This window comes from Agromyces selenitireducens, from assembly GCF_052748465.2.
On sequence record NZ_CM188259.1, the window covers coordinates 296,947 to 323,243 of the forward strand.

At 71.1% G+C, this 26,297-nt stretch carries 30 protein-coding genes and 1 tRNA gene; 15 read left to right on the forward strand and 16 right to left on the reverse strand.

The window, feature by feature from the left end:
* Positions 1 to 25 precede the first annotated feature (25 nt).
* Entirely contained in the window at positions 26 to 373 is a 348-nt protein-coding gene (locus ACULK4_RS01420; RefSeq protein ID WP_445966844.1) for a DUF7882 family protein, read from the forward strand.
* A gap of 72 nt (positions 374 to 445) precedes the next feature.
* Here ACULK4_RS01420 and ACULK4_RS01425 read toward each other — a convergent pair whose 3' ends face one another.
* The 4 genes from ACULK4_RS01425 to ACULK4_RS01440 all read right to left on the reverse strand — a co-directional run bounded on the left by ACULK4_RS01425 (position 446) and on the right by ACULK4_RS01440 (position 3,890).
* Positions 446 to 1,552 carry a fatty acid desaturase family protein gene (locus tag ACULK4_RS01425; RefSeq protein WP_445966845.1) on the reverse strand — a complete coding sequence of 369 codons (1,107 nt, stop codon included), beginning with the start codon at positions 1,550 to 1,552 and terminating at the stop codon, positions 446 to 448.
* 149 nt (positions 1,553 to 1,701) lie between these two features.
* A complete protein-coding gene (locus tag ACULK4_RS01430; protein ID WP_445966846.1) occupies positions 1,702 to 2,688 on the reverse strand; it encodes a DNA topoisomerase IB in 987 nt (328 codons plus the stop codon).
* A gap of 10 nt (positions 2,689 to 2,698) precedes the next feature.
* On the reverse strand, positions 2,699 to 2,971 hold the full coding sequence (locus tag ACULK4_RS01435) for a DUF7218 family protein (protein WP_445966847.1): 273 nt from the start codon (positions 2,969 to 2,971) through the stop codon (positions 2,699 to 2,701).
* A gap of 37 nt (positions 2,972 to 3,008) precedes the next feature.
* The gene (locus ACULK4_RS01440; protein ID WP_445966848.1) at positions 3,009 to 3,890 is read right to left on the reverse strand and encodes an SDR family oxidoreductase; all 882 of its coding nucleotides are present in this window, start codon (positions 3,888 to 3,890) and stop codon (positions 3,009 to 3,011) included.
* Between the two features lie 267 nt (positions 3,891 to 4,157).
* On the opposite strand from ACULK4_RS01440, the gene ACULK4_RS01445 reads away from it, so the two are divergent.
* Positions 4,158 to 4,322 carry a hypothetical protein gene (locus ACULK4_RS01445; RefSeq protein WP_445966849.1) on the forward strand — a complete coding sequence of 55 codons (165 nt, stop codon included), beginning with the start codon at positions 4,158 to 4,160 and terminating at the stop codon, positions 4,320 to 4,322.
* 81 nt (positions 4,323 to 4,403) lie between these two features.
* Positions 4,404 to 4,766, forward strand: a complete 363-nt coding sequence (locus ACULK4_RS01450; protein WP_445966850.1) for a DUF7882 family protein — start codon at positions 4,404 to 4,406, stop codon at positions 4,764 to 4,766.
* 5 nt (positions 4,767 to 4,771) lie between these two features.
* On the opposite strand, the gene ACULK4_RS01455 is transcribed toward ACULK4_RS01450, so the two are convergent.
* Entirely contained in the window at positions 4,772 to 5,377 is a 606-nt protein-coding gene (locus ACULK4_RS01455; RefSeq protein ID WP_445966851.1) for an SRPBCC family protein, read from the reverse strand.
* 140 nt (positions 5,378 to 5,517) lie between these two features.
* On the opposite strand from ACULK4_RS01455, the gene ACULK4_RS01460 reads away from it, so the two are divergent.
* The gene (locus tag ACULK4_RS01460) at positions 5,518 to 5,718 is read left to right on the forward strand and encodes a hypothetical protein (protein ID WP_445966852.1); all 201 of its coding nucleotides are present in this window, start codon (positions 5,518 to 5,520) and stop codon (positions 5,716 to 5,718) included.
* Between the two features lie 27 nt (positions 5,719 to 5,745).
* Here the strand turns inward: ACULK4_RS01460 and ACULK4_RS01465 are convergent, their stop codons facing one another.
* Complete coding sequence (locus tag ACULK4_RS01465) at positions 5,746 to 6,069, reverse strand: DUF7882 family protein (RefSeq protein ID WP_445966853.1); 324 nt, start codon at positions 6,067 to 6,069, stop codon at positions 5,746 to 5,748.
* A 105-nt stretch (positions 6,070 to 6,174) separates the two neighbouring features.
* On the opposite strand from ACULK4_RS01465, the gene ACULK4_RS01470 reads away from it, so the two are divergent.
* From ACULK4_RS01470 to ACULK4_RS01495, 6 genes are all read left to right on the forward strand, one after another.
* Positions 6,175 to 7,356 carry an alcohol dehydrogenase catalytic domain-containing protein gene (locus ACULK4_RS01470; RefSeq protein ID WP_445966854.1) on the forward strand — a complete coding sequence of 394 codons (1,182 nt, stop codon included), beginning with the start codon at positions 6,175 to 6,177 and terminating at the stop codon, positions 7,354 to 7,356.
* A gap of 151 nt (positions 7,357 to 7,507) precedes the next feature.
* Positions 7,508 to 8,893: an ABC transporter substrate-binding protein gene (locus ACULK4_RS01475; RefSeq protein ID WP_445966855.1), complete on the forward strand. Its 1,386-nt coding sequence runs from the start codon at positions 7,508 to 7,510 to the stop codon at positions 8,891 to 8,893.
* A 137-nt stretch (positions 8,894 to 9,030) separates the two neighbouring features.
* A complete protein-coding gene (locus tag ACULK4_RS01480; protein WP_445966891.1) occupies positions 9,031 to 9,903 on the forward strand; it encodes a carbohydrate ABC transporter permease in 873 nt (290 codons plus the stop codon).
* On the forward strand, positions 9,900 to 10,844 hold the full coding sequence (locus tag ACULK4_RS01485; RefSeq protein ID WP_445966856.1) for a carbohydrate ABC transporter permease: 945 nt from the start codon (positions 9,900 to 9,902) through the stop codon (positions 10,842 to 10,844). The genes ACULK4_RS01480 and ACULK4_RS01485 overlap by 4 nt, the downstream gene beginning before the upstream one ends.
* A 55-nt stretch (positions 10,845 to 10,899) precedes the next feature.
* The gene (locus ACULK4_RS01490) at positions 10,900 to 11,277 is read left to right on the forward strand and encodes a DUF6766 family protein (RefSeq protein ID WP_445966857.1); all 378 of its coding nucleotides are present in this window, start codon (positions 10,900 to 10,902) and stop codon (positions 11,275 to 11,277) included.
* Positions 11,278 to 11,404: 127 nt separating this feature from the next.
* Positions 11,405 to 11,477 (forward strand) — tRNA-Arg (locus ACULK4_RS01495).
* A gap of 45 nt (positions 11,478 to 11,522) precedes the next feature.
* Here the strand turns inward: ACULK4_RS01495 and ACULK4_RS01500 are convergent.
* Both ACULK4_RS01500 and ACULK4_RS01505 read right to left on the reverse strand, forming a co-directional pair.
* Positions 11,523 to 11,822: a DUF7882 family protein gene (locus ACULK4_RS01500; RefSeq protein WP_445966858.1), complete on the reverse strand. Its 300-nt coding sequence runs from the start codon at positions 11,820 to 11,822 to the stop codon at positions 11,523 to 11,525.
* Positions 11,823 to 11,977: 155 nt separating this feature from the next.
* Positions 11,978 to 13,948, reverse strand: a complete 1,971-nt coding sequence (locus ACULK4_RS01505; protein WP_445966859.1) for an alpha-amylase family protein — start codon at positions 13,946 to 13,948, stop codon at positions 11,978 to 11,980.
* A gap of 165 nt (positions 13,949 to 14,113) precedes the next feature.
* Here ACULK4_RS01505 and ACULK4_RS01510 point away from each other — a divergent pair, with 165 nt between their 5' ends.
* The 3 genes from ACULK4_RS01510 (at position 14,114) to ACULK4_RS01520 (ending at position 16,229) form a co-directional block, all read left to right on the forward strand.
* The gene (locus tag ACULK4_RS01510; RefSeq protein ID WP_501043349.1) at positions 14,114 to 15,370 is read left to right on the forward strand and encodes a DUF998 domain-containing protein; all 1,257 of its coding nucleotides are present in this window, start codon (positions 14,114 to 14,116) and stop codon (positions 15,368 to 15,370) included.
* 95 nt (positions 15,371 to 15,465) lie between these two features.
* Positions 15,466 to 15,918, forward strand: a complete 453-nt coding sequence (locus tag ACULK4_RS01515) for an Hsp20/alpha crystallin family protein (protein WP_445966861.1) — start codon at positions 15,466 to 15,468, stop codon at positions 15,916 to 15,918.
* Positions 15,915 to 16,229: a GNAT family N-acetyltransferase gene (locus tag ACULK4_RS01520; RefSeq protein ID WP_445966862.1), complete on the forward strand. Its 315-nt coding sequence runs from the start codon at positions 15,915 to 15,917 to the stop codon at positions 16,227 to 16,229. Before ACULK4_RS01515 ends, ACULK4_RS01520 begins: the two co-directional genes overlap by 4 nt.
* A gap of 269 nt (positions 16,230 to 16,498) precedes the next feature.
* On the opposite strand, the gene ACULK4_RS01525 is transcribed toward ACULK4_RS01520, so the two are convergent.
* The 3 genes from ACULK4_RS01525 to upp form a co-directional block, all read right to left on the reverse strand.
* Complete coding sequence (locus ACULK4_RS01525) at positions 16,499 to 16,978, reverse strand: MarR family winged helix-turn-helix transcriptional regulator (protein ID WP_445966863.1); 480 nt, start codon at positions 16,976 to 16,978, stop codon at positions 16,499 to 16,501.
* Between the two features lie 375 nt (positions 16,979 to 17,353).
* A complete protein-coding gene (locus ACULK4_RS01530) occupies positions 17,354 to 18,154 on the reverse strand; it encodes a winged helix-turn-helix domain-containing protein (RefSeq protein ID WP_445966864.1) in 801 nt (266 codons plus the stop codon).
* A 533-nt stretch (positions 18,155 to 18,687) separates the two neighbouring features.
* On the reverse strand, positions 18,688 to 19,320 hold the full coding sequence (upp, locus tag ACULK4_RS01535; protein WP_445966865.1) for a uracil phosphoribosyltransferase: 633 nt from the start codon (positions 19,318 to 19,320) through the stop codon (positions 18,688 to 18,690).
* A gap of 79 nt (positions 19,321 to 19,399) precedes the next feature.
* Between upp and tadA the strand changes: the two genes are divergently transcribed.
* On the forward strand, positions 19,400 to 19,870 hold the full coding sequence (gene tadA / locus ACULK4_RS01540) for a tRNA adenosine(34) deaminase TadA (protein WP_445966866.1): 471 nt from the start codon (positions 19,400 to 19,402) through the stop codon (positions 19,868 to 19,870).
* Here the strand turns inward: tadA and ACULK4_RS01545 are convergent.
* Complete coding sequence (locus tag ACULK4_RS01545; protein ID WP_445966867.1) at positions 19,795 to 20,625, reverse strand: glutamine amidotransferase-related protein; 831 nt, start codon at positions 20,623 to 20,625, stop codon at positions 19,795 to 19,797. The two genes, tadA and ACULK4_RS01545, sit on opposite strands and share 76 nt — an antisense overlap.
* Positions 20,622 to 21,584 (reverse strand): cation diffusion facilitator family transporter, encoded by a 963-nt coding sequence (locus tag ACULK4_RS01550; RefSeq protein WP_445966868.1) that lies wholly within the window; start codon positions 21,582 to 21,584, stop codon positions 20,622 to 20,624. The genes ACULK4_RS01545 and ACULK4_RS01550 overlap by 4 nt, the downstream gene beginning before the upstream one ends.
* 23 nt (positions 21,585 to 21,607) lie before the next feature.
* Between ACULK4_RS01550 and proC the strand changes: the two genes are divergently transcribed.
* Entirely contained in the window at positions 21,608 to 22,459 is an 852-nt protein-coding gene (gene proC / locus ACULK4_RS01555) for a pyrroline-5-carboxylate reductase (RefSeq protein ID WP_445966869.1), read from the forward strand.
* Positions 22,460 to 22,505: 46 nt separating this feature from the next.
* On the opposite strand, the gene rlmC is transcribed toward proC, so the two are convergent.
* The 3 genes from rlmC to ACULK4_RS01570 are packed head-to-tail and all read right to left on the reverse strand — an operon-like array spanning position 22,506 to position 26,217.
* On the reverse strand, positions 22,506 to 23,636 hold the full coding sequence (rlmC, locus tag ACULK4_RS01560; RefSeq protein ID WP_445966870.1) for a 23S rRNA (uracil(747)-C(5))-methyltransferase RlmC: 1,131 nt from the start codon (positions 23,634 to 23,636) through the stop codon (positions 22,506 to 22,508).
* Positions 23,637 to 23,665: 29 nt separating this feature from the next.
* A complete protein-coding gene (locus ACULK4_RS01565; protein WP_445966871.1) occupies positions 23,666 to 25,288 on the reverse strand; it encodes an ABC transporter permease in 1,623 nt (540 codons plus the stop codon).
* A complete protein-coding gene (locus tag ACULK4_RS01570; protein ID WP_445966872.1) occupies positions 25,285 to 26,217 on the reverse strand; it encodes an ABC transporter ATP-binding protein in 933 nt (310 codons plus the stop codon). Before ACULK4_RS01570 ends, ACULK4_RS01565 begins: the two co-directional genes overlap by 4 nt.
* Positions 26,218 to 26,297: the final 80 nt, after the last annotated feature.

Genomic DNA, 26,297 nt, shown 5'->3' on the forward strand with positions numbered 1-26,297 from the left:
CCCCGGATGGGGGTACGGTTGGGCCGTGGGCACTCTCTATTATGGCGATTCCGGTACGCCGGTCGAGATCGACGACCGAGCACTGGCGCACCTGAAGATCGCGATCACGACGAAGCTGCGGCGCGGCGAGAGCTTCATGCTCTCGTGGCGCCACGGCCCCGACCAGCCGCGCGGGCGCAGCTCGCTCTGGCTGCACCCCGCCATCCCGCTCCGCTTCGTCTTCCAGGAGTCGGAGGCGGGCGAGCTCGACCGCGAATGGATCGAGGACCTCATGAGGTCGGCGAACTCCGGCGGCGGCATCGTGCTCGACCCGGACCGGATGCCGGTCGGAGTCGCCTCGCCCGCCGGGCCGAAGCCCGTCGAGGCGGCCTGACCGCCGAACCGTCACCGACGAACCGACGAACGCCGCCCGGATGAATCCGGGCGGCGTTCGGCCGTCGTGCGGTCAGCGGCGCCGGAGCTCCCCGGCGGCCGGGCAGTCGAACGGGTCGCGCGCCGCGAGGCCGACCCGGTTCAGGTACTCGACGACGATGCCGTACGAGCGCATGAGTGTCGTCTCGGTGTACGGGATGTCGAGGGATCGGCAGTGCTCGCGGACGATGTCGCGCGCCTTTGCCAGGTGCGGCCGCGGCATGCTCGGGAACAGGTGGTGCTCGACCTGGTGGTTCAGGCCGCCCATGAACAGGGTGGTCCAGCGCCCGGTGATGTTGCGCGAGGTCAGCACCTGCTTGCTCAGGAAGTCGAGCTTCGCGCCGGCCGGCACGAGCGGCATGCCCTTGTGGTTCGGTGCGAACGACGCGCCCATGTAGATGCCGAAGACCGCGAGCTGCACGCCCAGGAAGGCGAACGCCATGCCGAGCGGGAGGAACCAGAACACCACGGCAAGGTAGAGGCCGAGGCGCGCCGCGATGAGGCCCAGCTCGAGCGCCCGGCCCGGCACGGCGCGGCGCTCGAACAGCGAGCGGATCGACGTCACGTGGAGGTTGATGCCCTCGAGCGTCAGCAGGGGGAAGAACAGCCAGCCCTGCCGCTGGGTGATCCACCGGAGCAGGCCGCGCTGCTTCGCTGCGGACTCCTCGGTGAACGAGATGGTGTCGAACGCGATGTCCGGGTCCTTGCCGACCTGGTTCGGGTTCGCGTGGTGCCGGGTGTGCTTCGTCATCCACCACTGGTAGCTGATGCCGACCACGGCCGTCGCGACCACTCGACCGACCCGGTCGTTCGCCCGGCCGCCGTCGAGGACGGCGCGGTGCGAAGCCTCGTGGGCGAAGAACGCGAACTGCGTGAAGATGATGCCGAGCGCCGCGGCGATGAGCAGCTGGAACCACGAGTCGCCGAGCAGCACGAACCCGGTGATCGCCCCGCCGAGCGCGATCGCGAGACCGCCGACGAGCAGGCTGTAGAACCACGGGGTCCGGCGCAGGAGGCCGCTCTCCTTGACCACCTGGGAGAGGGCGGCGTAGCTCTGGGTCACCGGGGGACGGTCGCCGCGGGGCTGGGTGAGGCGCACGGCGCCGAGCCTGGCGGGTGCTGAGGAGGATGCGGTTGACATGATGCCGGCCCGTCGTCGTCGACTTCCCAGCCGGTGTGTCACGGGCGAACGCCCGAAGAATAGATACCGCAAGCGTACGTCGGGCCGTGTACCGCGAGCGGAATGTCCGGCGGATGCCCAGCAGACCGTCACCCCGCACACGGGATGGGTCAGGACGATCCTTCCGCGGCGTCGTCCACGAGCAGTTGCAGGAGCGCCGTCTCGCGGAGGCCCCGCAGGTTCACCAGGCGGTCGTGCTGGTACGCCGCGATGACGCGCGGGTCCACGTAACTGGCCTTCGCGATCGCGGGCGTGTTGCCGAGCACGTCGCTGGCGTGTGCGATGGCCTCCTTCACGGATGCCGCGCGCGCCCGCTGCGTCCCGGCGGTGCCGAGCTGCGCCAGCCGGTCCGCCGCCGCGATCGTGCCGCGGAGCGTCCGGAAGTCCTTCGCGGTGAAGTCGCCCCCCGTGCGCAGGCGGATGTCCTCGTTCACGTCGACCGGACCGACCGGCCGCATGCGCCGCCCGTGGGTGAATGCGTACAGGCGCGAGGCGGGGGAGCGGCCCTCCATGGCGGCGATGAACGCCGCGAGCGACTCGTCCGTGAGGGTCAGGTCCTGCGAGATGCCGCCCTTCGCGCGGAACTTCAGCCGCACGACGTCGGCGCCCTCGAGTCGTGCGTTGCGGACGAGGAGCGTGGTGAGACCGCGGCTCCGGGCCGTCGCCAGCGACTCCTCGGACCCGATGCGGATGGCGCCCAGGTCGAGCGTGCGGAACGCAGCGGCCAGCACCCGCTCGCGCACCAGCTCCTCGAGCGCGAGGTCGCGTCGCACGCTCCGGCGGGCGCCGGGCAGGGCTTCGGCGAGCGCCGTCATGCGCAGGAACTTCTCCATGTCCTGCTTCTCGCGCCACACCGGGTGGTAGAGGTACTGGCGGCGTCCGGCCGCGTCGACGCCGACCGCGAGGATGTGCGCGTTCGGCGCCTCCGCGATCCACACGTCGTTCCACGCGGGCGGGATCGCGAGGTCCGCGATCCTGTTGCGAACCGCCCGGTCGACGAGCGAGCCGTCGGCATGACGGTACGTGAACCCGCGGCCACTGCGGAGCCTCGTGATGCCGTGCGACGCGTAGGGTTCGACGCGTCGGAGTCGCGGCATCCGCTGCCCCTCAGTGGTTGCGAAGGGCGCTGATGAGCTCGCCCTTGCGCTTGCTGCTGTACCCGGTGATGCCGAGCTCCTTGGCCCGCTTCTTCAGCTCGGGCACGGTCCAGTCCTCGTAGCTCCCCGATTCGCCGCCCTTGCGGCCGACCGAGCTGCGACCGCGCGACGCGGCCGCGTTCGAGATCCGGGCGGCCTTCTCCTTCGAGGCGCCGTCGTCGCGGAGCTCCTCGTAGAGCTCCGGGTCCTTGAGGGACGACTGCCCGCGGCGATCCTTCGGCATGGTGTGCTCCTTCCCAGTGGTGTCCCCGCTCCCCGGCTCAGAGCGGCTTGCCTCCCGTCACCGGGAGGATCGCCCCCGACGTGTAGGACGCGTCGTCGGAGGCGAGGTACACGTACGCCCCTGCGAGCTCGGCCGGCTGCCCGGCGCGCCCGAGCGGGGTGTCCTGGCCGAACTTCGGCAGCTTGTCGGGCCAGCCCGTCGACGGGATGAGCGGCGTCCAGATCGGACCCGGTGCCACGGAGTTCACGCGGATGCCGCGGGGCCCGAGCTCTTCGGCGAGCGCCTTCGTGAACGCGACGAGCGCCGCCTTCGTCATGGCGTAGTCGACGAGCCGCGACGAGGGGTCGAAGCCCTGGATGGACGAGGTCGTGATGATCGACGCGCCGGCCTGCATGCGCGGCACGGCGGCGCGGGCGAGGAACACGGTGGCGTAGAGGTTCACGCGCATGACGGCGTCGAAGTCGGCGGACGGCACCTCGTCGATGCCGCCGCGGTCGCGCTGGTGGGCGGCGTTGAGGACGAGCAGGTCGATGCCCCCGAAGGCGGCGGAGGTGCGATCGACGAGGTCGGCGCAGTGCTGCTCGTTGCGCAGGTCGCCGGGCAGCAGTTCGACCTTGCGGCCGGCATCGGCCACCCAGCGCGCCGTCTCCTCGGCGTCGGCCTGCTCGGACTCGAGGTACGAGATCGCGACGTCGGCGCCCTCGCGCGCGAATGCGATGGCGACGGCGCGACCGATACCGGAGTCGCCGCCCGTGATGAGCGCGCGGCGACCCTCCAGCCGGCCGGAGCCGCGGTAGCTGTACTCGCCATGGTCGGGCTGCGGCGACATCGCCGGCGTGAGGCCGGGGGGAAGCTGCTCCTGCCGGGGGAAGGGCTCCGCGGCGTGCTTGGTCGTCGGGTCGATCAGGTGGTCGGTCATGAGACCTCCTCAGTCGGTTCCGGTCGTCCGGACCCTGCCACGGTACGCTCGGCGACGGACCGCCGCGAAGGGTTGACAGCGCGCGCGCCGACGCTGCGGGCGTGTGCTCGCCCGCGGGTACCACCCCCCGCGAACGGGGGGCAACCCCTCGCGGCTCGCTCCGACGCTCCCGTACGGTCGACGTCACGAGGCCACCGGCTGCCTCGGAGGCCCTGCCGTCCCGGCGGGGCCGTGAACCGTCCAAGAGACGGAACCGAAGGAGAGATCATGAACATCCTCATCGCTGTCATCGCCATCGCCGCCATCGTGCTGCTGATCACGGGCGGCGCCGTGCAGTCCCTGCAGTTCCTGCTGTGGGTCGGCCTCGTGCTCGCGGTCCTGGCCGTCATCGTGTTCCTGGTGCGCTACCTCGGCGGGAAGAAGGCTGTCTGACCGTCCCACCCCGGACCTGAACGGCGGGCGGCTCCCTCGGGAGCCGCCCGCCGTCTCGTCGCGCGGAGTACCCTCGGAGGCATGGGCACGCTGTTCTACGGCGACACCGCAACGCCGATCGGGATCGAGGATCGCGCGCTCGCCCACCTCAAGGTCGCGATCGTCACCAAGCTCCGCCGCGGCGAGTCGTTCACGGTGTCGTGGCGGCATCCGGACGGCCAGCCGCGCGGTCGGACGACGATCTGGCTGCACCCCAACATTCCGATCCGGTTCGTGTTCGACGAGCCAGAACCGCCCGAGCTGAGCCGCAGGTGGGTCGAGGACCTCATGCGTTCCGCGAACTCCTCGGGCGGCATCCGCCTCGTGCCGGAAGAACTCGACACCGGGCCGATCGCGACGGTGGACCCGCTCGCGATCGAACCCGGTGTCAGGATGCGCGACTAGCGCCGTCAGGCGCGCAGGTCGGGGTCGCTGCCGGCGACGCCCCCGCTCGTCGGCGGGTTCGTCGAGCCAGGCGTGGCGCCCGTCGTGCGCGCCCCGGCGACCGTGCCCGGGGTCGCGGTGCCCGTGGCACCCGCACCCGGGGTCGTCTCGCGGCCGCCGTGCACCTCGCCGCGCCAGGCGCCGGTCGGGGTGTGGCGGTCCTCGATGAACTCCTTGAACCTGTGCAGGTCGCGCTTGACCTGCGCGTCGTCGAGCTGCAGGGCAGCGCCCGCCTTCTCGACGAAGCCCTCGGGCTCCCACTCGATGGTCAGGTCGATGCGGGTCCCGCCGTCGGAGCCGGGACGGAAGTCCACTCGGCCCCGGTGGTCGACCTCGGCGGTGGTGCTGCGCCAGGCGACGTGGTCGTCGGGCACCTGGTCGGAGACGTCGGCGTCGAATTCGCGCTTGACTCCGGCGATCGAGACCACCCAGTGGACGGTCGTGTCGTCGATCTGTCGAACGGACTCGACGCCGCTCATGAAGTGCGGGAACGACTCGAACTGCGTCCACTGGTCATAGGCCACGCGAACGGGCACGTCCACCTCGATGTCAGCGGTGACGGTCGTGCTCATGCTGATCCTCCGTTCCGGGCACGCTCGGTGCGCGCCCACCCACACGGTAGGCACGCGGGTCGGCGGCGTGCGAGGGGTTGCAGCATGCGCGGGGCGCTGGTACCACGGAGGGACGACGGCCAGGAACCGGGAGGCACGCCATGGGTGAGCACGCGACGGATGCCGAGCGCTGGTGGCCGCACCTGTCGATCGAGTCGAAGCACGCCATCCTCGACGACCCGGAGGCGGCGCTCCCCGACGGCGTCCGGCGCGAGATCGCCGAGCTGGGCGGTGACGCTCCCGAGCGCCTGGCGCCCGCGGACGTGCAGTTCATCCGGACGCAGATCGAGGCGGTCGACTGACCGCCCCGCGTCATCCGCTCGCCGACATCACTCGATCTCGAGCGGTTCGTCCTCGGCGGGCTCGGGCACGTTCTGCAGGCCGGCGGTGCTGTTCGCCGACAGCAGCATCTGCTCGATCCAGAGACGGTTGAGCTTGGGCGGCCGGTTGCCGCTGAACACGAACTGCAGCGGGATGGACTCGTGCAGCCACAGCGTGGTGCGACCGCTGCCGTGCTCGATGCCGTGCTCCCACGTCATGGCGAAGCTCTCGGAGCGGCGCAGCTTGTTGATGATCGCCACGCGCAGGTGCGCGAGGGTCCGGTCCTCGATCTCGATCTCGCGGTTCGAGGAGTTGTAGATGAGCTTGCCCATGCCCAGACTCTAATGCCCCGGTGGGGTACGCACGATCACGATGACCGGTCGCGACGGGTGTCAACCCCCTGATGACGGGAGCGCCGGCGGGCTGGGATGGCACGCATGAGAGCAGTCACCTGGCACGCCGCCCGCGACGTCCGCGTCGACGACGTCGACGACCCGCGCATCGTCGAGCCGACTGACGCGATCGTGCGGATCACGTCGACCGCGATCTGCGGCTCCGACCTGCACCTGCTCGACGTGTTCGGGCCGGTGATGCACCGCGGCGACGTCCTCGGGCACGAGGCGATGGGCATCGTCGAGGAGGTGGGCGCCGACGTGCGCCGGGTCGCCGTGGGCGATCGCGTGATCGTGCCGTTCGTCATCGCGTGCGGCGCGTGCCGGATGTGCCGTGCCGGCCTCACCACCCAGTGCGAGACCACGCGCAACGACGACCAGGGCACCGGCGCCAGGCTCTACGGCTACACCGAGCTGTACGGACGTGTCCCGGGCGGGCAGGCCGAGGCGCTGCGCGTGCTCCTGGCCGACGCCAACCTCCGTGCGGTCGGTCGCGACCTGCCCGACGAGCGGTACCTCTTCCTGACGGATGTCGCGCCGACGGCGTGGCAGGCGGTCGAGTACGCCGGCCTCGAGTCCGGCGACACGGTCGCCGTGATCGGACTCGGACCCGTCGGGCAGATGGCCGCGCGCATCGCCCGCCTCCGCGGGCATCGCGTGCTCGGCGTCGACCCCGTCCCGGAGCGCCGGCTCATGGCGGAGCGGTACGGCGTCGAGGCGTTCGACTACGGCGATCACGAGCGGGCGCTGGATGCCCTCGCGACCGCGACCGGCGGGTGGGGACCCGACGCCGTCATCGACGCGGTCGGCACCGAGGCCCATGGGAGCCCGGGCACGGCACTGCTGCAGAACGTGGTCGGCTCGCTGCCGTCGACGCTCGCGAAGCCGATGCTCGTGAAGGCGGGCGTGGATCGGCTCACCGCACTCTACCTGGGGATCGACGCCGTGCGGCGCGGAGGCACGCTCTCGGTCGTCGGCGTTTACGGCGGCAACGCGGACCCGATGCCGATGATGACGGTCTTCGACAAGCAGCTCACGGTGCGGCTCGGACAGGCGAACGTGCAGCGCTGGCTCGACGATCTCGTGCCGCTCGCCGAGGCGGAGGACGATCCGCTCGGCCTCGAGGACTTCGCCACCCACCGAGCACCCCTCGAGCAGGCGCGCGAAATGTACGACCTCTTCAAGGACAAGTCGGAGGGGTGCGTGAAGGTCGTCCTGAGACCCTGAGCCTGCGTGCCCGCGCGAAGCGCTCACCCCCCGTTCGGGGGTGAGCGCTGCTCCCGAGAAGCGCTTCTGTCAAGCCCCTTCTGACGGCATCGCCGCCGGCCCTACGGTTGCCTCGTCTCCGGGGGACGGGACGTGAACGAACGGGGTGGACATGCGTTCCGATCAACGAGCCCGCGCTGCGGGTGTCATCGCCGCCGCAGGTCTCCTGCTGTCCGGCTGCGCCGTGGGAACCGGCGGACAGGCCGGGGAGGTCGACGCGGAGTTCGACTCCGGCGCAGAGCTGTCGGGCGAACTCACGGTCATGGGCTTCTCCGGCGTCGACGAGGTCGCGACCTCGCGCATGGAGATGGCGGAGGCCGAGCTGGGCGACGTGCAGGTCGAGCTCATCGAGGGCGACCTCGACATCCAGCAGTTCCTCTCGGCGGTCGCCACGGGCGACCCGCCGTCCCTGCTGTACGCCGACCGCGACCAGATCGGATCGCTCGCCGCGCGCGGGGCCATCATCCCGCTCGACGACTGCATCGAGGGCGAGGGCATCGAGACGGGGGACTTCGTCGAGTCGGCGCTGAACCAGGTCACGCTCGACGGCACGGTGTACGGCATCCCCGAGTTCAACACCGTGCAGCTCACCATGGCCAATGCCGAGCTGCTGGATGCTGCCGGGATGACGATCGAGGACGTCAACGGGTCGGACCGGGAGGCGATGACCGAGGCCGCGGGCGCCATGGTGCAGCGCGACGGCAGCAACGTCACGGTGATCGGCGTCGACTCCAAGCTCCCGGAGTTCCTGCCGCTGTGGGTCGCCGCGGCGGGCGGGTCCGTCATGAGCGAGGACGGCCGCACTGCACAGCTCGACGACGAGACCACCGTCGAGGCGCTCGAGTGGGCCGTCGGCATCTACGAGGAGCAGGGCGGCTTCAGCGCGATCAAGGCGACCCGCGATGCCGCGGACTTCTTCGGCGGTGGCAACCAGTTCGCCACGGACACGCTCGGCGCCATGCCGATGGAGCAGTGGTACCTCAACGTGCTCAACGAGGTGTCTCCCGACGCGCCCATGGCGTTCGACACGGTCCGCACGACGGACGGTGAGCCCATCGCGTTCGCAGGCGGTTCCGCGTGGGCCATCCCAGCCGGCAGCGACAATCCCGAAGCCGCGTGCCGATGGGCGCGTGCGATGACCTCCGTCGACGCGTGGCGCGCCGCCGCCGACGCGCGGGTGGCGCTCCGCGAGGAGGAGGGCCTGCCCTTCACGGGCATCCTCACCGGCAACACCGTCGCCGACGAGGAGATCGAGGGTATGACGACCGCCGACGAGGCGCCGTGGAGCGAGGGCGTCGCCGCGATGTACGAGGCCAACCAGCACACCGAGACCCTGCCCGCGAACCCGGCCGACGCAGAGTTCGACGATGCCATGCAGGAGGCCGTGAACCGCGTGCTCAACGGCCAGGCCGAGCCGGCTGAGGCGCTCGCCGAGGCCCAGGAGACCGCGCAGGCCGCGCTCGACGAGGCGTGGGCCGAACTCGAGGGCGGTGACTGATGACCACCGTGACCCGGCCGGGCGGCGTCAGCTCCCAGCCGGATGGTCCGAAGCCCCCGGTCGGCGGCGCGGCGGTCGCGCCTCCGACCGGGGCGCCGCCGCCCCGGAACCGCCGCCGGGCCAGGCGGCGCAACCTCATGTCCGCGCTGCTGTTCCTGAGCCCTTGGATGGTCGGCTTCCTGGTCTTCACGGCGTGGCCGATGATCTACAGCGCATACCTCTCGCTCACCGACTACGACGTGATCAACGATCCGGAGTTCATCGGCATCGAGAACTACGTCGCCATGGCTTCGGACGACAAGCTGCTGCTCGCGCTCGGCAACACCGCGTTCTTCGCCCTGCTGCAGGTGCCGCTGTACGTGGTCGTGTCGCTCGCGCTCGCGCTGCTCCTCGACCGCGCCGGGCGGGCATCGGGCTTCTACCGCACCGTGTTCTTCCTGCCGAAGATGACGCCTCCGGTGGCGGTCGGCGTGCTCTTCCTGCTGCTGTTCAACGGCTCGAACGGGATCGTGAACGGCGCGCTCGGCTGGCTCGGCATCGACGGGCCGGCGTGGACCACCGACCCGAACTGGGTAAAGCCGGGCCTGGTGTTCATGTCGCTCTGGACCGTCGGCGCGTCGGTCATCATCCTCCTCGCGTCGCTGCGCAACGTGCCGAAGGAGCTGTACGAGTCGGCGCAGCTCGATGGTGCCGGGTTCTGGCGCCAGGCGACGAGCGTGACGTTGCCCATGATCAGCCCGGCGCTGTTCTTCATCATCGTCGTCAACACCATCGCGGCGCTGCAGACCTTCGACGAGGCCTACACGGCGTTCTTCGGGGCGGGCAACTCCACGTACAGCAACGACGCCGCGCTGTTCTACGTGATCTACCTGTTCCAGCAGGCGTTCGAGTTCCTGAACATGGGATACGCGTCCGCCATGGCGTGGCTGCTCTTCGTCGTGATCATGGCGATCACGGCCGTGCAGCTCATCGTCTCGCGCCGGCTCGTCTACTACGAGGGGGACCGATGAGCACCGACATCCGCGTGGCCGCCGCCGAGTCGCAGGCCGCCCGGCCCGATCACGAGACGACGGATGCCGCGGAGCGCTCCATCCCGGCCGGCCCCCGCGGCCGTGCCCGCGCCCGACGCCGGCTCGGCACGGTCGGGGCGTGGGTCGCGCTGACGCTGATCGGCATCGTCTTCGTCTACCCGTTCGTGTGGCTCGTGAGCGCCTCGTTCAAGCCGCGCAGCGACGTCTTCGACAACCGGCTCATACCCGAGACGTTCACGTGGGACAACTACGTGCAGGTGTGGCAGGAGGCGCCGCTCGCGCTGTGGCTGGTCAACACGGCGATCGTGACGGTCCTCGCGGCGGTGACGGTCACGATCTCGAGCGCGATGGTCGCGTGGGGATTCGCGTACTTCCGGTTCCGCGGCCGCGGATTCCTCTTCGGCCTCGTGCTCGCGACCATGATGCTGCCGGGCGCCGTCACGATGATCCCGACCTTCCTGATCTGGAACGCACTCGGCCAGGTCGGCACGCTCACCCCGCTGTGGGCGGGCAACCTGTTCGGCAGCGCGTTCTACATCTTCCTGCTGCGCCAGTTCTTCCTCGGGCTGCCGCGCGACCTGTTCGAGGCGGCCCGCATCGACGGCGCGAGCCAGTGGGGCGTGTTCTGGCGTATCGCGCTGCCGCTGACCGGTCCGGCGCTCGCCGTCGTGCTGGTGTTCGAGGTGCAGGCGGTCTGGACCGATCTCATGCGCGCGCTCATCTACCTGCGCGACTCGTCGACGTTCACGGTGCCGCGGGGCCTGAAGTCGCTCGTCGACGCGTACGGCTTCGGCGGCGAATGGCACTGGGAGATCATCGTCACGGCGAGCGTGATCACGACGATCCCGCTCATCATCGTGTTCTTCCTCGCACAGAAGCGCATCATCGACGGGGTCGCGTCGACGGGGCTCAAGGGCTAGGCGACCGGATGCCGCGGGGCGGGCGCCGTCCGTCCCGGTCGAAGGGAGGGTGCTCATGACGAGGTACCGGTTCAAGGGTGCGGCTCGTGAGGGCACGTTCTGGGAGCGGCACAGCCTCTCACTCGTGCTGGCCGGCATCCTGTTCGTCCAGACCGTTGCGGCGATCTTCGCCGGATACCACGTCTGGTCCGGCGAGCAGGAGGTGCACGGCCTGCCACTCGAGATGGGCGAGTTCTGGATCTGGTGGTTCTGGGAGTACAACATCTCGCTCGTCGCCGACACGTTCGGCGTCATCCTGATCGTGATGCTCTCGAAGCGGCTCGAGGAGGCGGGGAGCGCCGAGTCGAAGCACGAGCAGTCCCCGGAGGACGAGGACGACGAGGCGCAGCAGCAGGAGGAGCAGGAGGAGGAGGAGCAGCCGGTCGGGGGATGACCGGCCGGGAGGCCGTGGGATACCCGTTGACGCGCCCGGCCCGCGCGCTCGATTGGCGCGGCGGCGTCGCGTGGGATAAAGTAACGGGGTTGCCTGATGAGCGAAGATCGCGCAGGCGGCATCCCATGCGCCCGTAGCTCAATGGATAGAGCATCTGACTACGGATCAGAAGGTTGGGGGTTCGAGTCCCTCCGGGCGCGCAGCAGAAGGCGGTTCGCGAAGGCGGGCCGCCTTCGTCGTTCGGCTCATCCGGTGTTGCGCTCCATCGCCGCATCGAGGCAGAGGCCCGCGTTGCTGTTCGCTTGCACCATGAGCCGCTGGAGCCGATGCGGATCGAGTTCGCCGAGGTCGTGATCGTCGTAGGTCGCGGTGACCTCGGTGGTCGGGTTCACGAGGACGAACTCGGGCATGCCGTGCTCGTCCGTCCAGTTGAGGAGCACCGGCTCGCGGCGCCGGAGCTTCGTCACGATGACGGAGAAGACGTGGTGGAGCGCATCGTCGTCGAGTTCGATGCGTGCGATGGTGCTGATCAACAGGGCGCCCACTCCCACCGCTCCTCTTGTGGTCCGCGACGCGCGGGGTGAGGGTTCACCTCGGCCGCGGCTCCACGCACGGACCATGCTCCTCCATGCCGGACTCCGATGGAAGAGTTCGGAGTGATGTCGGCCGGGTGGCTCGCCGAGCCGGAGTCCTCGCCGCGTCAGAACCGCGGCGGCGCCTCGGCCGGCCGCACGCGCAACCACGCGACGTGGCACGGGTCGAGCACGATGCCGCGGTCGAGCCTGATCCGCCGATCGGTGATGAGCTCGTGCGCGTCCGGCGCGAACCCCGAGAGGGTGAGCGCGTCGATCGTGGCGGGGATGTCGCCCACGTTGGCGAGGCAGAGCACCGTGGTGTCGACGGATGCCGCGGCATCCGGGGTCGCGGGCGTGCCGGCGCTCGCCGCGGCATCCGTCGCACCCGGCCGCTGGTAGCCGAGCACCGTCGGGTGCTTCGCGTCGAACGGCACGAGGTGCCCTCCGGCGAGCTCCGGCGTCTCGCGCCGCACGCGGATGAGGCGGGTGAGCCCGGCGTACACCGCTCCCGCGGTCGTCGACGCGTCATGGCGTCGCGCGTACGCCTCGGCGGGGTAGCGCGGGCGGTTGACCCAACGGCTGTCGTCGGCCGTCGCCGGGTCGTCAACGTACGAGTAGTCGTTCAGCTGCGCGACCTCGTCGCCGAGGTACACGAGCGGGATGCCGCCGGTCGACAGCGCGATCGCGTGCGCGAGCAGGACCCGGTCGACGCCGTGCGCGTCACCGGCCTCGATGCCGGCGAGCGAGGCCGTCGTGCCCGCCACGCGCGCGTCGCCCGTGCGCGGATTCTCCTGGAACGGCACGCCGCGCGCGAAGCTCCCCGGGAACCGGTTCACGTAGAACGCGTTGAGGAACCGGCGGTGGTCGAAGCCGTCGATTCCGAACTCGGCGGCGTCCTCGTCGGCGAAGGTCCAGCCGATGTCGTCGTGGCCGCGCACGTAGTTCACCCACGTGCAGCCGTCGGGCAGCGCGTGCCGGCGCTCGAGGGCCTGGCGCAGCATCCGCGGGTCGCGGGTCGCGAGGGCCTCCCAGGTGAGCGCCATCTGCAGCGGGTTGTACGACAGCTGGCATTCGCCGAGCGAGATGTACTCGACGACCTCGTCGGGGTGCACGATCGCCTCGGACTTGAAGAGCAGGCTCGGCGCCGCGATGCGAAGGACCGCGTTGAACGCCTGCAGCAGCAGGTGCGCCTCGGGGAGCGACTCGCACGGCGTGCCGAGCCGCTTCCAGATGAACGCGACCGCGTCCATGCGGAGCACGTCGACGCCGAGGTTCGCGAGGAAGAGCATCTCGCCCGCCATCGCTCGGAACACCGCGGGGTTCGCGTAGTTCAGGTCCCACTGGAACGAGTGGAACGTCGCCCAGATCCACCGGCCGTCGGGCAGCTGCACGAACGAGCCCGGGTGGTCGTCGGGGAAGATCTCGCGGACCGTCTTCTCGTACGCGTCGGGCATCGTGCGGTCGGGGTAGATCAGGTAGAAGTCCTCGTACCCGGTTTCGCCCGCCACCGCGCGCTGCGCCCACTCGTGGTTCGACGCGGTGTGGTTGAAGATGAAGTCGAGCACGAGCGAGATGCCGTTCGCACGCAGCTCGGCCGCCAGGGCCTCCAGGTCGTCGATCGTGCCGAGGTGCGGCGCGACCGCCCGGTAGCTCGACACCGCGTACCCACCGTCGGAGTTGCCGTCGGGCACCGCGAACAGCGGCATCAGGTGCAGGTAGGTCAGGCCGAGCTCGACGAACTCGGGGATGCGCGCCCGCACGCCGTCGAGATCGCCCGCGTACCGGTCGACGTAGCAGACGCCGCCGAGCATGCCGTTCGAGAGGTACCAGCCGGTGTCCTGCTCCCGACGCGCATCGGCCGCCCTGAGGTCGGCCGGCCGCTCGGCCCACGAGGCGGCAGCGTCGGCGATCACTCCGGCCAGCGCGTCGAGCGCGTCGTCGCGTTCGCCGTAGAGCCGGCCGAAGAGCCCGTGCAGGGTGGGGAAGTGGGCCGCGAGGCGCGTATCGAAGACGGCGTCGGCGGTGACGGATGCCGCGGGCCACCGTTCGCGGATGCGGACGAGATCGGCTCCGGCGTCGGTTCCGAGGCGTGCCATATGACAAGACTGCACCATGGTGCAGGTTTGTCCCCCGGTTTGGGGGACAATGGCCTCGAGTCGCCGCACTCCCCGGATCGACGCGGAATTCCGGGGCTGACCGGGCATCGAGCGGCGACATGCGTTCCCAGTCGCGGCTCCCTCCCGGTTACGCTCGATACCGGCTTGTCTTCCGCGATCGGGGCGACTATGAGGGGTACCGGCACCACGATCGGCCAGGCGCCGATCGTCCGTCACATCACGCACATCACGCTGCTCGCGGCGATGCTCGTCATCGCGTCCGCGGTGGCGATCGCCGTCGTGCACCAGCTCATGCGGGTGTCCGGGCGGCACGTCGCATCGGTGGACGGTGCGGCGGCGGCGGCCTGTCTCATCGTGGGGGTGCTCGTCGCGGCGGTGCTGCTCGCCGCGCTCGTCATGGCCGTGGCGCGGCACCGTCGGCCGGAGGACGCGTCGGGTCGCGCTCCGCGGCTCACGAGCCGGCACCGTGCCGCGGCGAACGCGACGGTCTGGGCGGTGATCGCGACGCTCGCCGTCGGTGCCGCCGCGGACGCGTTCACGGCGCTCCCGGGTGGCGCCGTCGCCGCGGGCGCACTGATCGCCGGGCTGCTCGGCGGTGTGACGGGCGCCGTGCACCGCAGGGCGCACGGGCAGGCGGCGTACCGGTCGTTCAACATGGTCGCGCTGCTGCTGGCGGCGGGGTGTCTCGCCAGCATGAGCATGACGACGACGGGCGCATGGTGGGCCCTGAACTTCAGCACGCTCGGGACGTCGGACGACCTCGCGGCCGTCTTCTTCAACCTCGGGCTGATCCTGTCCGGCCTGGCGATGGCCGCCATGTCGGGGCGGCTCGCGAGCGGCATCGAGCGGCCCGAGCACGCGGCCCGGCGCGGTGCCGTCCCGACGGTGCGGGCGCTGATCGCCGTGATCGGGATCTCGCTCGCCGGCGTGGGGTTCGTGCCGATCGACACCGATGAGGTGCTGCACAACACCTTCGCGTGCGCGGCGGGCGCGGCGTTCGCCCTCCTCGCTTCGCTCACGCCGGTGCTGGTGCGCCGCATGCCCCGCAGCTTCGCGATCATGTCGCGGGCGTCGCTCGTGCTCGAGGTGTCGGCGTTCGTGGTCTACGACCGGCTGGGACTGGTCTCGCTCACGGTCTTCGAGATCGTGGCGTTCGCGCTCGTGTTCGTGTGGTTGATCACGCTGGTCGTGACCACGCATCCGGTCGTGATCCACGAACTCTCGGAGCTGGGTCCGGCGGGCGTCGAGGAGTCCGACGCCGACGGTCCGGTCGCACCGGTACTCGTAGGGCGCCACCGGCGCGCCGGGAGCATCGCCGAGGTGCACGTGCCGGTCCGCCGCCTCCCGGCGTCCGTCATGCCGGCTCGCGGAATGCAACCGGCCTATGCGGGGTTATCCTGACCAGAACTTGAGTCGACTGGACTCAATTCGTATCATCGAGGCATGGCTTGAGTCGATGCGACTCAACTTCGCCGCGAAGGAAAGGAGATCTGATCATGGCCAACACCGACCCGTTCCGCGACCTCGACCGACTCGCATCGGCGATCTTCGACACGACCCGCCGTGGTCCCCGCCGCATGCCGATGGACCTGTATCGCGACGGCGACCACTACGTGCTCACCGCAGACCTCCCGGGCATCGACCCGGGCTCGGTCGACATCGACGTCGACGGTCAGCTGCTCACGATCCGCGCCGAGCGCACCCTGCCTTCGGGCGAGGGCGTCAAGTGGATCACGCGAGAGCGCGAGGCCGCCTCGTTCCTGCGCCAGCTGAGCCTCGGCCAGGGCGTCGACACCGAGCGCATCTCGGCGAGCTATGCCAACGGCGTGCTGAGCGTCACGATCCCCGTGAGCGAGAAGGCGAAGCCGCGCAAGGTCGTCGTCGAGTCGGCCGACTCGGCACGCGAGGTCTCGTCGGGCTCCGACTCGATCCAGCCGGTCGAGTCGTGAGCGACCCCGACGTGCGGTTCAGCCGCGAGGACGGCGCCCGCCGGTACGAGATGCACGTCGACGGCGAGTTCGCGGGCTTCGCGGAGTTCCGCACGCGGCCGGGGACGATCGTGTTCACGCACACGGTCGTCTTCCCCGGCCGGGAGGGGCAGGGCCTCGGCAGCATGCTCGCCCGCCACGTGCTCGACGATGCAGTCGCCCGCGGTGAACGCATCGTTCCCCGCTGTCCGTTCATCGCGGCGTACCTGCGTCGCCACGACGGCTACGAGGAGTGGGTGGACTGGCCCGAGCAGGCCGTGCGCGAGTCCTGACGGGCGGCGATCGCCGCCCCCCGAGTGCGTGGCCCCCGGTCTGGGGCGGTGTGCCGACCCCTGCCGGAGCGATACGATTCCTCAAAACCCGAGCCCGGGTCCCCGAACCCGGCAGACGTCGAAAGACGACACTTGCGACCGGATGTCCCAGCAGAGGTCGCTCGGGATTCAGCTCGCCGAGCTCAGTTCGGGTCGCTCGGCGGGGAGGGCCTCCTCAGAGGCCGCGGTGGGGCGGGAGGTAGGGTTCCCGCCCCACCGTCATTTTCCGCTCACTGCACCGTCGGCGTGTTGGAGCGCGGCTGTGCCAGCCGTTCCTCCTGCGCCTCGCGCAGCTTGTCGCACAGCTCGGTGAGGCGGTGGAGCTCGCCGTCGTCGAGCGAATCGCCCATCCGGTCGGTGATCGACTGCATGTGCAGGATGGCGGCTCGCCGGAACTGCTCGAACCCCTGCGGCGTGAGGCGGACGAGCGTGCCGCGTCCGTCCTTCGGATCGTCGGTCTTCTCCACCAGGCCGCGTGCGGCGAGCCGGTCGATGAGGCGGCTCACGCTCGGCTGCGAGATGAGCACGTGGCGATTGAGCTCCTTCAGGCGCAGCGACCGCCCGGGAGCGCGCGAGATGTACAGCAGGACGTCGTACTCGTTGAACGACATGAGCTCGGTGGGGAACTCCGCGGCGAGTCCGCGCATCACCTGCACCTGCGCGCGGAACAGCGCCTCCCATGCCGCAACCGCCGCCGCGCGATCCGTCACGCCCGCTCCCTCCGTGGGTCATGGCGCCCGAGTCGTCCTCGATGCGGCGCCGCCGATCCTCCCACAATAGGGAGACGCCGGACGGCGGCGGGGCGGCCATGCCCTCACGTCACCCGGACTGGGGACGCCCGGACGCGGTTGAGGGCCGGTCGTAGAGGCTGACGACCGGCCCTCGCCCTTGCACCAAGAGTGTCCTGCAATCACATTCCGCACCGGCCGCCACAGCAAACAACCGGTGCACTTCGAAGATATAACAGATCGGTAACGGGCGCTAGGCCCGTGTGCCTCGAATGTGGCACGGATGTCGGATCGGCTCGCGCGTGCGACGACCCCCGGCTCACATCCGGGGGTCGCGGCGGCGCGGGGTCTCCGCGGTCAGAAGACGTCCGGGCTGGGCGTCGACGCCTGGCGGATCGAGACGTCGGCGTGGCGGTCGAACCGATAGCCGACGCCGCGGACGGTGCGGACGATGTCCTGGTAGTGGCCGAGCTTCGCGCGCAGGCGGCGCACGTGCACATCGATCGTGCGCTCGTTCGGGACCTCGTCCTCGTCGGACCAGAGGCCGTCGATGAGCTCGTGGCGGTCGATCGTGCGACCCTCGCGCAGCACGAGGTACTGCAGCAGCTCGAATTCCTTGTAGGTCAGGCCGGCGGGCTCGCCGTCGAGCAGCACCCGCTTCCGCGAGATGTCGATGATGACGCCGTCGGGGTGGCGGTCGGCGTCGCCGCGCAGGCCCTCGCCCTGCTCCTCGCGCTGCTTCGCGAGCGCGGCCGGGTCCTGCAGCGCGAGGCGGACGACGTCGACGTCGCGTCCGCCCGCGCCCTCTGGCGCCAGCGCGACGGCGGCGTAGGTCTCGGCGGACGGCGCGATCTCGGCGGTCAGGGTCCTGATCGCCTCGACGATGCGGTGCAGGTTCGTACCGTCGGCGGCGGCCTTCGCCTCGTCGATGCCGACGTAGAGCACGAAGCCGCGGGCCTCGGTTCCCTCGGGCACGGCGCGGACGCGGGGTGCGGGACGGTCTGCTGCGGCGGCCTCGGGCCGGGCGGGCGAGGACGGCGCCGGTGCCGCCGGCGCGGCGACGGGCCGGGCGGCCGGCTGCGGCGCGAAGGCGGCGGGGTGCGCGGTGCGCACGGCGGGGTGGGTCGGGCGGGCGGTGCGAGCGAGTGCGAGGGACATGAGCGGATCCTTGTGCTGAAGATGCGTCGTCGACCCCGGTCGAGGGGTCGGGGAGCGATGGCCGCGTGACGGGCCGGGGGAACCCGGAAGCGCATCGGGTTCGACGGAGCAGCGCCGATCGGGATGGGATCAGTCGCGTGACTCGGCGGGGGGTTCGCTGGTCAGCGGCACATTCGACAACACATGGCTGCACGCGTCGGCATCATCGTGCCGGGGGTCCTCTGAGCCTCGAGGGCGATCAGGGGGCGTGCGGTGTCGGTCATGTGGGGCAGTCAAGCGGCACATCGAGGATGTGTCAAATAGTGACGGCGGATGACACGTCGCGACGTCGCACGCGGTGCGCGACGCAGCGCCGCGTTCGGCGAGGTCACGCACCGATGCAGGACCGCCTGCAAGATCCTTCGACGGAACGCGAATCTGTCGAATGTCGCCGGATCAATTCCCCTTCGGCGTGTCTCACGACGAAGATCCTGCGACGAGAGGTGCCGGTAACACAGGATGTCGCGTCGCCGCGCGTGCGACGCGGCCTCGACTCAGACCGTGCCGTAGAGGCGGTCGCCGGCGTCGCCGAGCCCCGGCACGATGTAGCCGTGCTCGTTCAGCTTCTCGTCGACCGCGCCGAGCACGATCGACACCCCGCGCCCGTACAGCGCCTTCTCGACCGCGGCGAGGCCCTCGGGCGCGGCGAGGATGCAGATCGCCGTGACATCCGTCGCCCCGCGCTTCAGCAGGAACTCGATCGCCGCGATCAGCGACCCGCCCGTGGCGAGCATCGGGTCGAGCACGAAGCACTGCCGGCCCGACAGGTCGTCGGGCAGGCGCTCGGCGTACGTCGTCGGCTCGAGCGTCTCCTCGTTGCGCGCCATGCCGAGGAAGCCGACCTCGGCCGACGGCAGCAGCTTGACCATGCCCTCGAGCATGCCGAGGCCCGCACGCAGGATCGGCACGATGAGCGGCTTGGGGTCGGCGATGCGTACGCCCGTCGTCGGCGCGACCGGCGTGACGATGTCGATCGGCTCGACCTTCACCTCGCGCGTGCCCTCGTACGCGAGGAGCGTCATGAGCTCCTCGACCAGCGACCGGAAGACCGGCGAGGTGGTGTTCACGTCGCGGAGCACCGTCAGCTTGTGCGTGATGAGGGGGTGGTCGGCAACGTGGACTCGCATAGGCTCGAGTCTAGTTGCGGGGCCTCCCCGCCAGCGAGGACGGCGGGGCCTCCCCCGGCGAGAAGGGGCGAGAGAACGGATGCCGCTGCACCGGCCCGAACACGTCGAGTGGATGCGGCTCGCCCTCGCCGAGGCATCCGCGGCGCTGGCCACCGGCGACGTGCCCGTCGGCGCGGTGGTCGTGCGCAACGGCGAGGTCATCGCCACCGGACGCAACGAGCGCGAGCTCCACGAGGACCCGACCGCGCACGCCGAGCTGCTCGCCATCCGCGAGGCCGCCAGGGTCACCGGCGACCGGCACCTCACCGACTGCACGCTCGTCGTGACGCTCGAGCCGTGCGTCATGTGCGCCGGGGCGATCGTCGCCGCGCGCATCCCCACCGTGGTGTTCGGCGCGTGGGACGAGAAGGCCGGCGCGGCCGGATCGCTCTACGACGTGCTCCGCGACCGCCGGCTGAACCACCGCGTCGAGGTCTACGCGGGGGTCGAGGCGGATGCCGCGTCGAAGCTGCTGCTCGACTTCTTCGCCGACCCGGCGCGCCGGCCCTGAGCCAGCCCGTCGAGGAACTCGCCGAGGATCGCGCGCGAGGCTGCTGCCGCCGCCGGTCCGTGCTCGGCCTGGAGTTCGCGCATCCGCTCGACGGTGAGGCCGTACTCGGGCAGTTCGTCGCCCCACGCCGCGAGCCAGTCCTCGTGGATCGCCGGCGTCACCTCGGGATGGAACTGCACCGCGAGCAGCCAGTCGCCGACGCGGAAGGCCTGCTCGGCGTACTGCGGTGACGACGCGAGCCGCTCGACGCCCTCCGGCAGGTCGAAGGTGTCGCCGTGCCACTGCACGAAGCGGATGCCGCGCGCATGGCGCACCGGCGACGACGCTCCCGCCTCGGTGAGGTCGACGCCGAGCCACCCGACCTCCTTGCGCGGACCGCGGTGCGCGCTGCCGCCCATCGCGGCCGCGAGCATCTGCGCGCCGAGGCACACGCCGAACACGGGCGCCTCGGCGGCGACACGCCGTCGCAGCAGCTCGATCTCGTGCCCGATGTACGGATACCGGTCGGTCTCGTAGGCCGCCTCGTCGCCGCCGAGCACCACGAGGACGTCGGCGTCGAGCGGGTCGATCCCGGCGACGTCCTCGTGCGGGGCGTCGACGGTCACGACCTCGTAGCCGTGCTCCTCGAGCACCGGACCGAGGTTGCCGAGCCCGATCGCGGAATCATGACGGAGCACGAGCGCGACCGGCGTCCGTGCGGGTGGAGGTGCGGCGGAGCCGCGTCCGGCGACCGGCTCGCCCGCGGCATCCGTCATTCGAGGCCCTTGATGACGATCGCGTCGGTGGGCGGCGCATGCAGGTTGGGGTCGACGTAGATGTCGGGCTCGAGGTAGATGACCCGCGCGGCGGGCACGGCGTCGCGAACGCGCCGCTCGATGACGTTCACGGCCGTCGCGACCTGCTGCAGCCGCTGGTCGGCGTGGAAGCCGATCTTCGCGGCGACGAGGAGCTCGTCGGGCCCCAGGTAGAGGGTCTTCATGTGGATGATGCGCTCGGCCTCGGGGCCGGAGAGGATCGCCTCCTCGATGCGGCCGAGGTCGGCCTCGTTGGCGCCCTCGCCGACCAGCAGGCTCTTCGTCTCGATACCGAGGATGATCGCCACGACGATGAGCAGGGCGCCGATCATGAGCGTGCCGATCGCGTCGAACGTCGTGTTGCCCGTGAGCACCGTGAGGCCGACGCCGAACAGCGCGAACACCAGGCCGAGCAGCGCCGCGATGTCCTCGAGCAGCACTACCGGCAGCTCGGGTGCCTTCGCCCGGCGCACGAACTGCACCCAGGTCTGCGCGCCGCGGATCTTGTTCGACTCCTTCACCGCGGTGCGCAGCGAGAACGACTCGAGCACGATCGCGATGGCCAGCACCGTGAGCGGCACCCACGCGTTCGTGAGCTCGTGCGGGTTCCGCAGCTTGTCGACGCCCTCGTAGATCGAGAACAGGCCGCCGAGCGAGAACAGGATGATCGCGACGACGAAGGCGTAGACGTATCGCTCGCGCCCGTACCCGAACGGGTGCTCGCGATCGGCCTCGCGCTTCGCCTGCCGGCCGCCGAAGAAGAGGAGCAGCTGGTTGCCGGCGTCGGCGACGGAGTGCACGGCCTCGGCGAGCATCGACGCCGACCCCGAGACGAGCCACGCGATGAACTTGGTCACCGCGATGCCGGTGTTCGCGAGGAACGCCGCGAGGATGGCCTTGTGTCCGCCTGATGCGCTCATGCGCCAATCCTAGGATGGCTTCCATGACCTCCCGCCAGCCCATCGACCTGCCCGCGATCGCCTTCCTCGGGGCCGGCTCGATGGCCCGCGCGATCCTCGCGGGACTGCTGCAGCCGCACGTCACGGTGGACGGCGGCATCCGCGCCACCAACCGCTCCGAGGAGCGCGCGGTCGAGTTCGCCGACGAGCCGCGGGTGACGGCGTACGCGACCGAGACGGATGCCGCGGCGAACCGCCGCGCGGTCGCCGGCGCGAAGCTCGTGGTCGTCGCCGTGAAGCCCGCGATGGTGCCCGACCTGCTCGACGAGATCGCCGACGCGCTCGATCCGGGCGCGGTGGTGGTGAGCGTGGCGGCGGGCGTCACGGTCGCGACGTTCGAGGCGCACCTGCCCGCGCACGTGTCGGTCGTGCGGACCATGCCGAACACGCCGGCCGTCGTCGGCCGGGCGGTCACGGGCGTGTCCGCGGGCACGCGCTCGACCGAGGCCGACCTCGCGCTCGTCGTCTCGCTCTTCGAGACCGTCGGCGAGGTGCTCGTCGTGCCGGAGTCGCAGCTCGACGCGCTCTCGACGATCTCGGGGTCCGGACCGGCGTACGTGTTCCTCCTCATCGAGGAGCTGACGAAGACCGCGGTGGCGAAGGGCTTCACGCCCGAGCAGGCGGCGATCATGGTGCAGGGCACGTTCCGGGGCGCGAGCGAGCTGCTCGCGGCATCCGCCGACGACCCGGCCGAGCTGCGTCGACGCGTCACGAGCCCCAAAGGCACCACCGAGCGCGCGATCGCCGTGCTGCAGGAGGCCGACCTCGCTGCCCTGTTCGACCACGCGACCGACGCCGCCCTCGCGCGCGCCCGCGAGCTCGCCGCCGGCGCGTGACTTCCGCCGCCACCCCATCCAGAATTCTGGATGGGGTGGCGGCGGGTCAGCTGCGGGCGAGGAGCACCATGACCTCGAAGTGCGTCGTCTGCGGGAACATGTCGAAGACGCGCGCCTTCACCGGGCGCAGCGACGGCATCGACGCGAGGTCGCGAGCGAGCGACGCGACGTTGCAGCTCGAGTAGAGCACGTGCGCGGCATCCGACCGCTCGAGCCAGCCGGCGAGCTCCGCGCCGATCCCGCGGCGCGGCGGGTTCACGACCACGAGATCGGGGGCGGATGCCGCGGCCAGGGCGTACGCGGTGGCGTCGCCCGCGGCGAAGCGCACGCGCGAGAGCGCGGCATCCGTTCGGCTCAGTTCGGCGCTCGCGACCGCTTCGACGCTCGTCTCGATGCCCGTGATCCGGGTGCGGCCGACCGGGTCGGCGAGGTGCAGCGCGAAGCCGCCGACGCCGGAGTAGAGGTCCCACGCGTCCTCGGGGGCGAGGTCGCGGATCCAGTCGCGCGCCTCGGCGTAGAGCGCCTCGGCGATGGCCGTGTTGGTCTGGAAGAAGCTCTGCGGTCGCAGGTGCATCGTCACGTCGTTGAGGCGCATCGGCAGGGTGTCGGCCTCGGTGAGCACGACCTCGTCCGCGCCCTCGAGCACGGCCCGATGCTCGGGCAGCAGGTTCGCGGTGACCACGCGCGCGTTCGGCAGCTCGGCGAGCAGCGTCGGCAGGTGCTTGCGCATGCGCGCGAGCGGCTCGGTCGAGCGCAGCACGAAGCGCACCATGAGCTCGCGGTCGGGCGACTCGGTGACGATGACGTGCTTCAGCTCGCCGCGCCTGGCGGCGACGTCGTACGGCGTGATGCGCGCGAGCGTGATGAACCGCGCGAGCACGGGGAACGCGGCGCGGTGCCCCGGCGAGCAGATGCCGCACGCCTGCAGGTCGACGCCGTGCCCGTCGGCGTCGAGGATGCCGATCGTGGGCGCTTCGATCGTGCCGCCGACGACCATCTTCGCCTTGTTGCGGTAGTCGCGCTCGCCGGACGCGACGGGCGGCAGCCACGCCGGCACGTCGAACGGTTCGAGCAGCTGCTCGGCATGCCGTTGCTTCTCGGCGAGCTGCTCCGGGTACGGCCGGCCCATGAGCGAGCACGACCGGCATCGCCCCGCGTCGAAGTACGGGCACTGCACGCGTCAAGGGTACGCGGGACCGCCGGGCATCAGCCCTCGGTGACGAGCTCCCGTCGCCGCATCGCGACGACCGATGCCGCGACGCCGGCCGCGGCGATCGCGAGCATCCAGAATCCGCTCGTCCAGTCGACCTCACCGTCGACCGGGACGGGCACGTGCGAGAACGGCGACAGCTCGTGCATCCAGTCGGGGATGCCGAGCAGCTCGCCGAAGACGCCGAAGAACGCGCCGAGGGCGAGCAGCGACCATGCGCCTGGGATCGCCAGACGTGGGACGAGCGAGACGAGCAGGAGTCCGATGGCGAGGTAGACGAGCACCGCCGGGACCTGCGCGACGGCCGCCTGCAGCGCCTCGCCGGCGACGGCGCCGGGGTCGTCGGCGGTCTGCGCGCCACCGATCGCCGCGAGCGCGGACACCCCGAGCACGACGACCGCGGCGACCCCCGCGACCACGGCGTACCCGCCGAGCCACCATTCGCGCGGCACGGGCGTCGCGAGCACCGGCTCCGCGGTGCCGTGCGCCTCCTCGAGCCTCGCCCGGATGATCACCTGCAGCGCCGCCGCGGCGGCGAGGATGCCGACCATGGTGAAGAACGTCGTGACGAACGCCTCCTCGAGGGTCGCGTCGTCGCCGATGAACTGTCGCATGGTCTCCACGATGACCGGAGCGTCCGCCCCGATCTCGTCGACGAGAGGCGTGAGCGTGGTCGCGAGCGCGCCGAAGACGGCTGCGTCCACGGCCCAGGCGAGGATCGCGCCGGAGTTCAGCGTCCACGCGAGGCCCGTCGAGCCGGAGAGGAGCGGTCCGGCGTGATCGCGCCCCGAGAACTCGGGCAGGATGCTCGCCCCGCTGTCGCGGGCCGACTGGAACCAGAACACCAGGCCGACGAGCACCACGGCGACGCCGATCGAGAGCAGCGCGGGCGTGAGGTCGTTCGCGGCGAACGGTTCGGTGCGCTGCGTCCAGCCGATCGGCGAGAGCCAGCTGGGCCACGCAGGAGTGCGGAACAGCCCGTCCTCCGAGGACTGGCCGAGTGCGTCGCCGATGCCGCGCACGAGGTACGCGGCGAGCACCACGGCCACCGAGAACCCGTTCGCGCCGCGTGACGTGCGGAACAACTGGGCGGCCACGAGCCCCACCGCGAGGAATGCGATCCCGGTCGCGGCGACCGCCGCGCCCGCCACCGCCGAGCCGTCCAGGGCGAGCCCGCTGAGCGCGAACGCCAAGGTGATCGCGACGCCGAGGGCGACGTTCGCGAGCACCCCGTGCAGGACTGTCGCGATCGTCGGCAGGGTCCGCCCCGCGGGCGTCGACTCGACCAGCTCCGCACGGCCCTGCTCCTCATCGCCGCGCGTGTGCCGCACGGCCAGGAAGGTGCTCATGAGGCCGGCGAGGAGCGCCAGGAACGCGAAGATCAGGAAGATCGAGAACTCGCCCTCGCCGCCGCCGTTCGGCGTGCCGCGGAACACCAGGATCGCGGGCGCGATGATCGTCAGCCGCAGGATGGACTCGCGTTCCGCGCGGTCGCCGAACGTGTCGGCGACGGCGGTGGTCGCCATGAGCGCGAGGCCGGCCGTGCCGAGGATCCACAGCGCGAGCTGGAGCCGGTCGCGGCGGATGCGGTGCGCGAGCAGCGTCCCGAGCAGGTTCACGGGCGCGCCCCCTCGGCGGCGAGCGCCGCGTCATCGCCGTAGTGCCGGAGGAAGAGCTCCTCGAGCGAGGGCGGCGCGACCGTCAGCCCCTGCACGCCGAGCCGCCCGAGCTCGGGCAGCACCTCGGCGATCCGGTCGCTGTCGACCGTGAACTGCACGCGCCCGTCGTCGACCGCGAGGTCGTGGACGCCGTCGAGCGCGGCGAGCGCGCGCTCGTCGCCGTCGCGACGCGCGAAGGCGACCGACGAACGGGTGAGGTGCCGCAGCTCGGCCAGGGTCCCGGACTCGACGAGGCGGCCGGCCCGGATGATCGAGACGCGGTCGCACAGGACCTCGACCTCCGACAGGATGTGGCTCGACAGCAGCACCGTCGCCCCGTCGGTGGCGGCCCGGGTGATCTCCCGGTTGAAGACCTGCTCCATGAGCGGGTCGAGTCCGCTCGTCGGCTCGTCGAGGATGTACAGCTCCGCGGGCGTCGCGAGCGCCGCGATGAGTGCGACCTTCTGCCGGTTGCCCTTCGAGTACGCGCGGCCCTTCTTGCGCGGGTCGAGCTGGAACGCGTCCACGAGCCGCGCCTTCCGCTCCTCGTACGCCCGGCGGTCGGCGGTGCCGCCACGCAGCCGGGCGAGCAGGTCGATCGCCGCTCCGCCCGTGAGATTCGGCCACAGGCTGACGTCGCCCGGCACGTAGGCCACGCGCCGGTGGAGCGCGGCGGCGTTGCGCCACGGTTCCTCGCCGAAGAGTCGCGCCTCTCCGCCGGTGGCGCGGGCGAGCCCGAGCAGGATGCGGATCGTCGTCGACTTGCCCGCCCCGTTCGGTCCGAGGAAGCCGTGGATCTCGCCCTCCTGCACCTCGAGGTCGAGGCCGTCGAGCGCGACCGTGCTGCCGAACCGCTTCTCGAGGGCGCGCGTGCTGATCACGGTGGTCATGCGGCGGATGCTACGCCCGCTCCGCCTGCGCCGGGGGGACCAACGGCACCTCCCCGCGCCCTGTCATCCCGGTGCCCGCG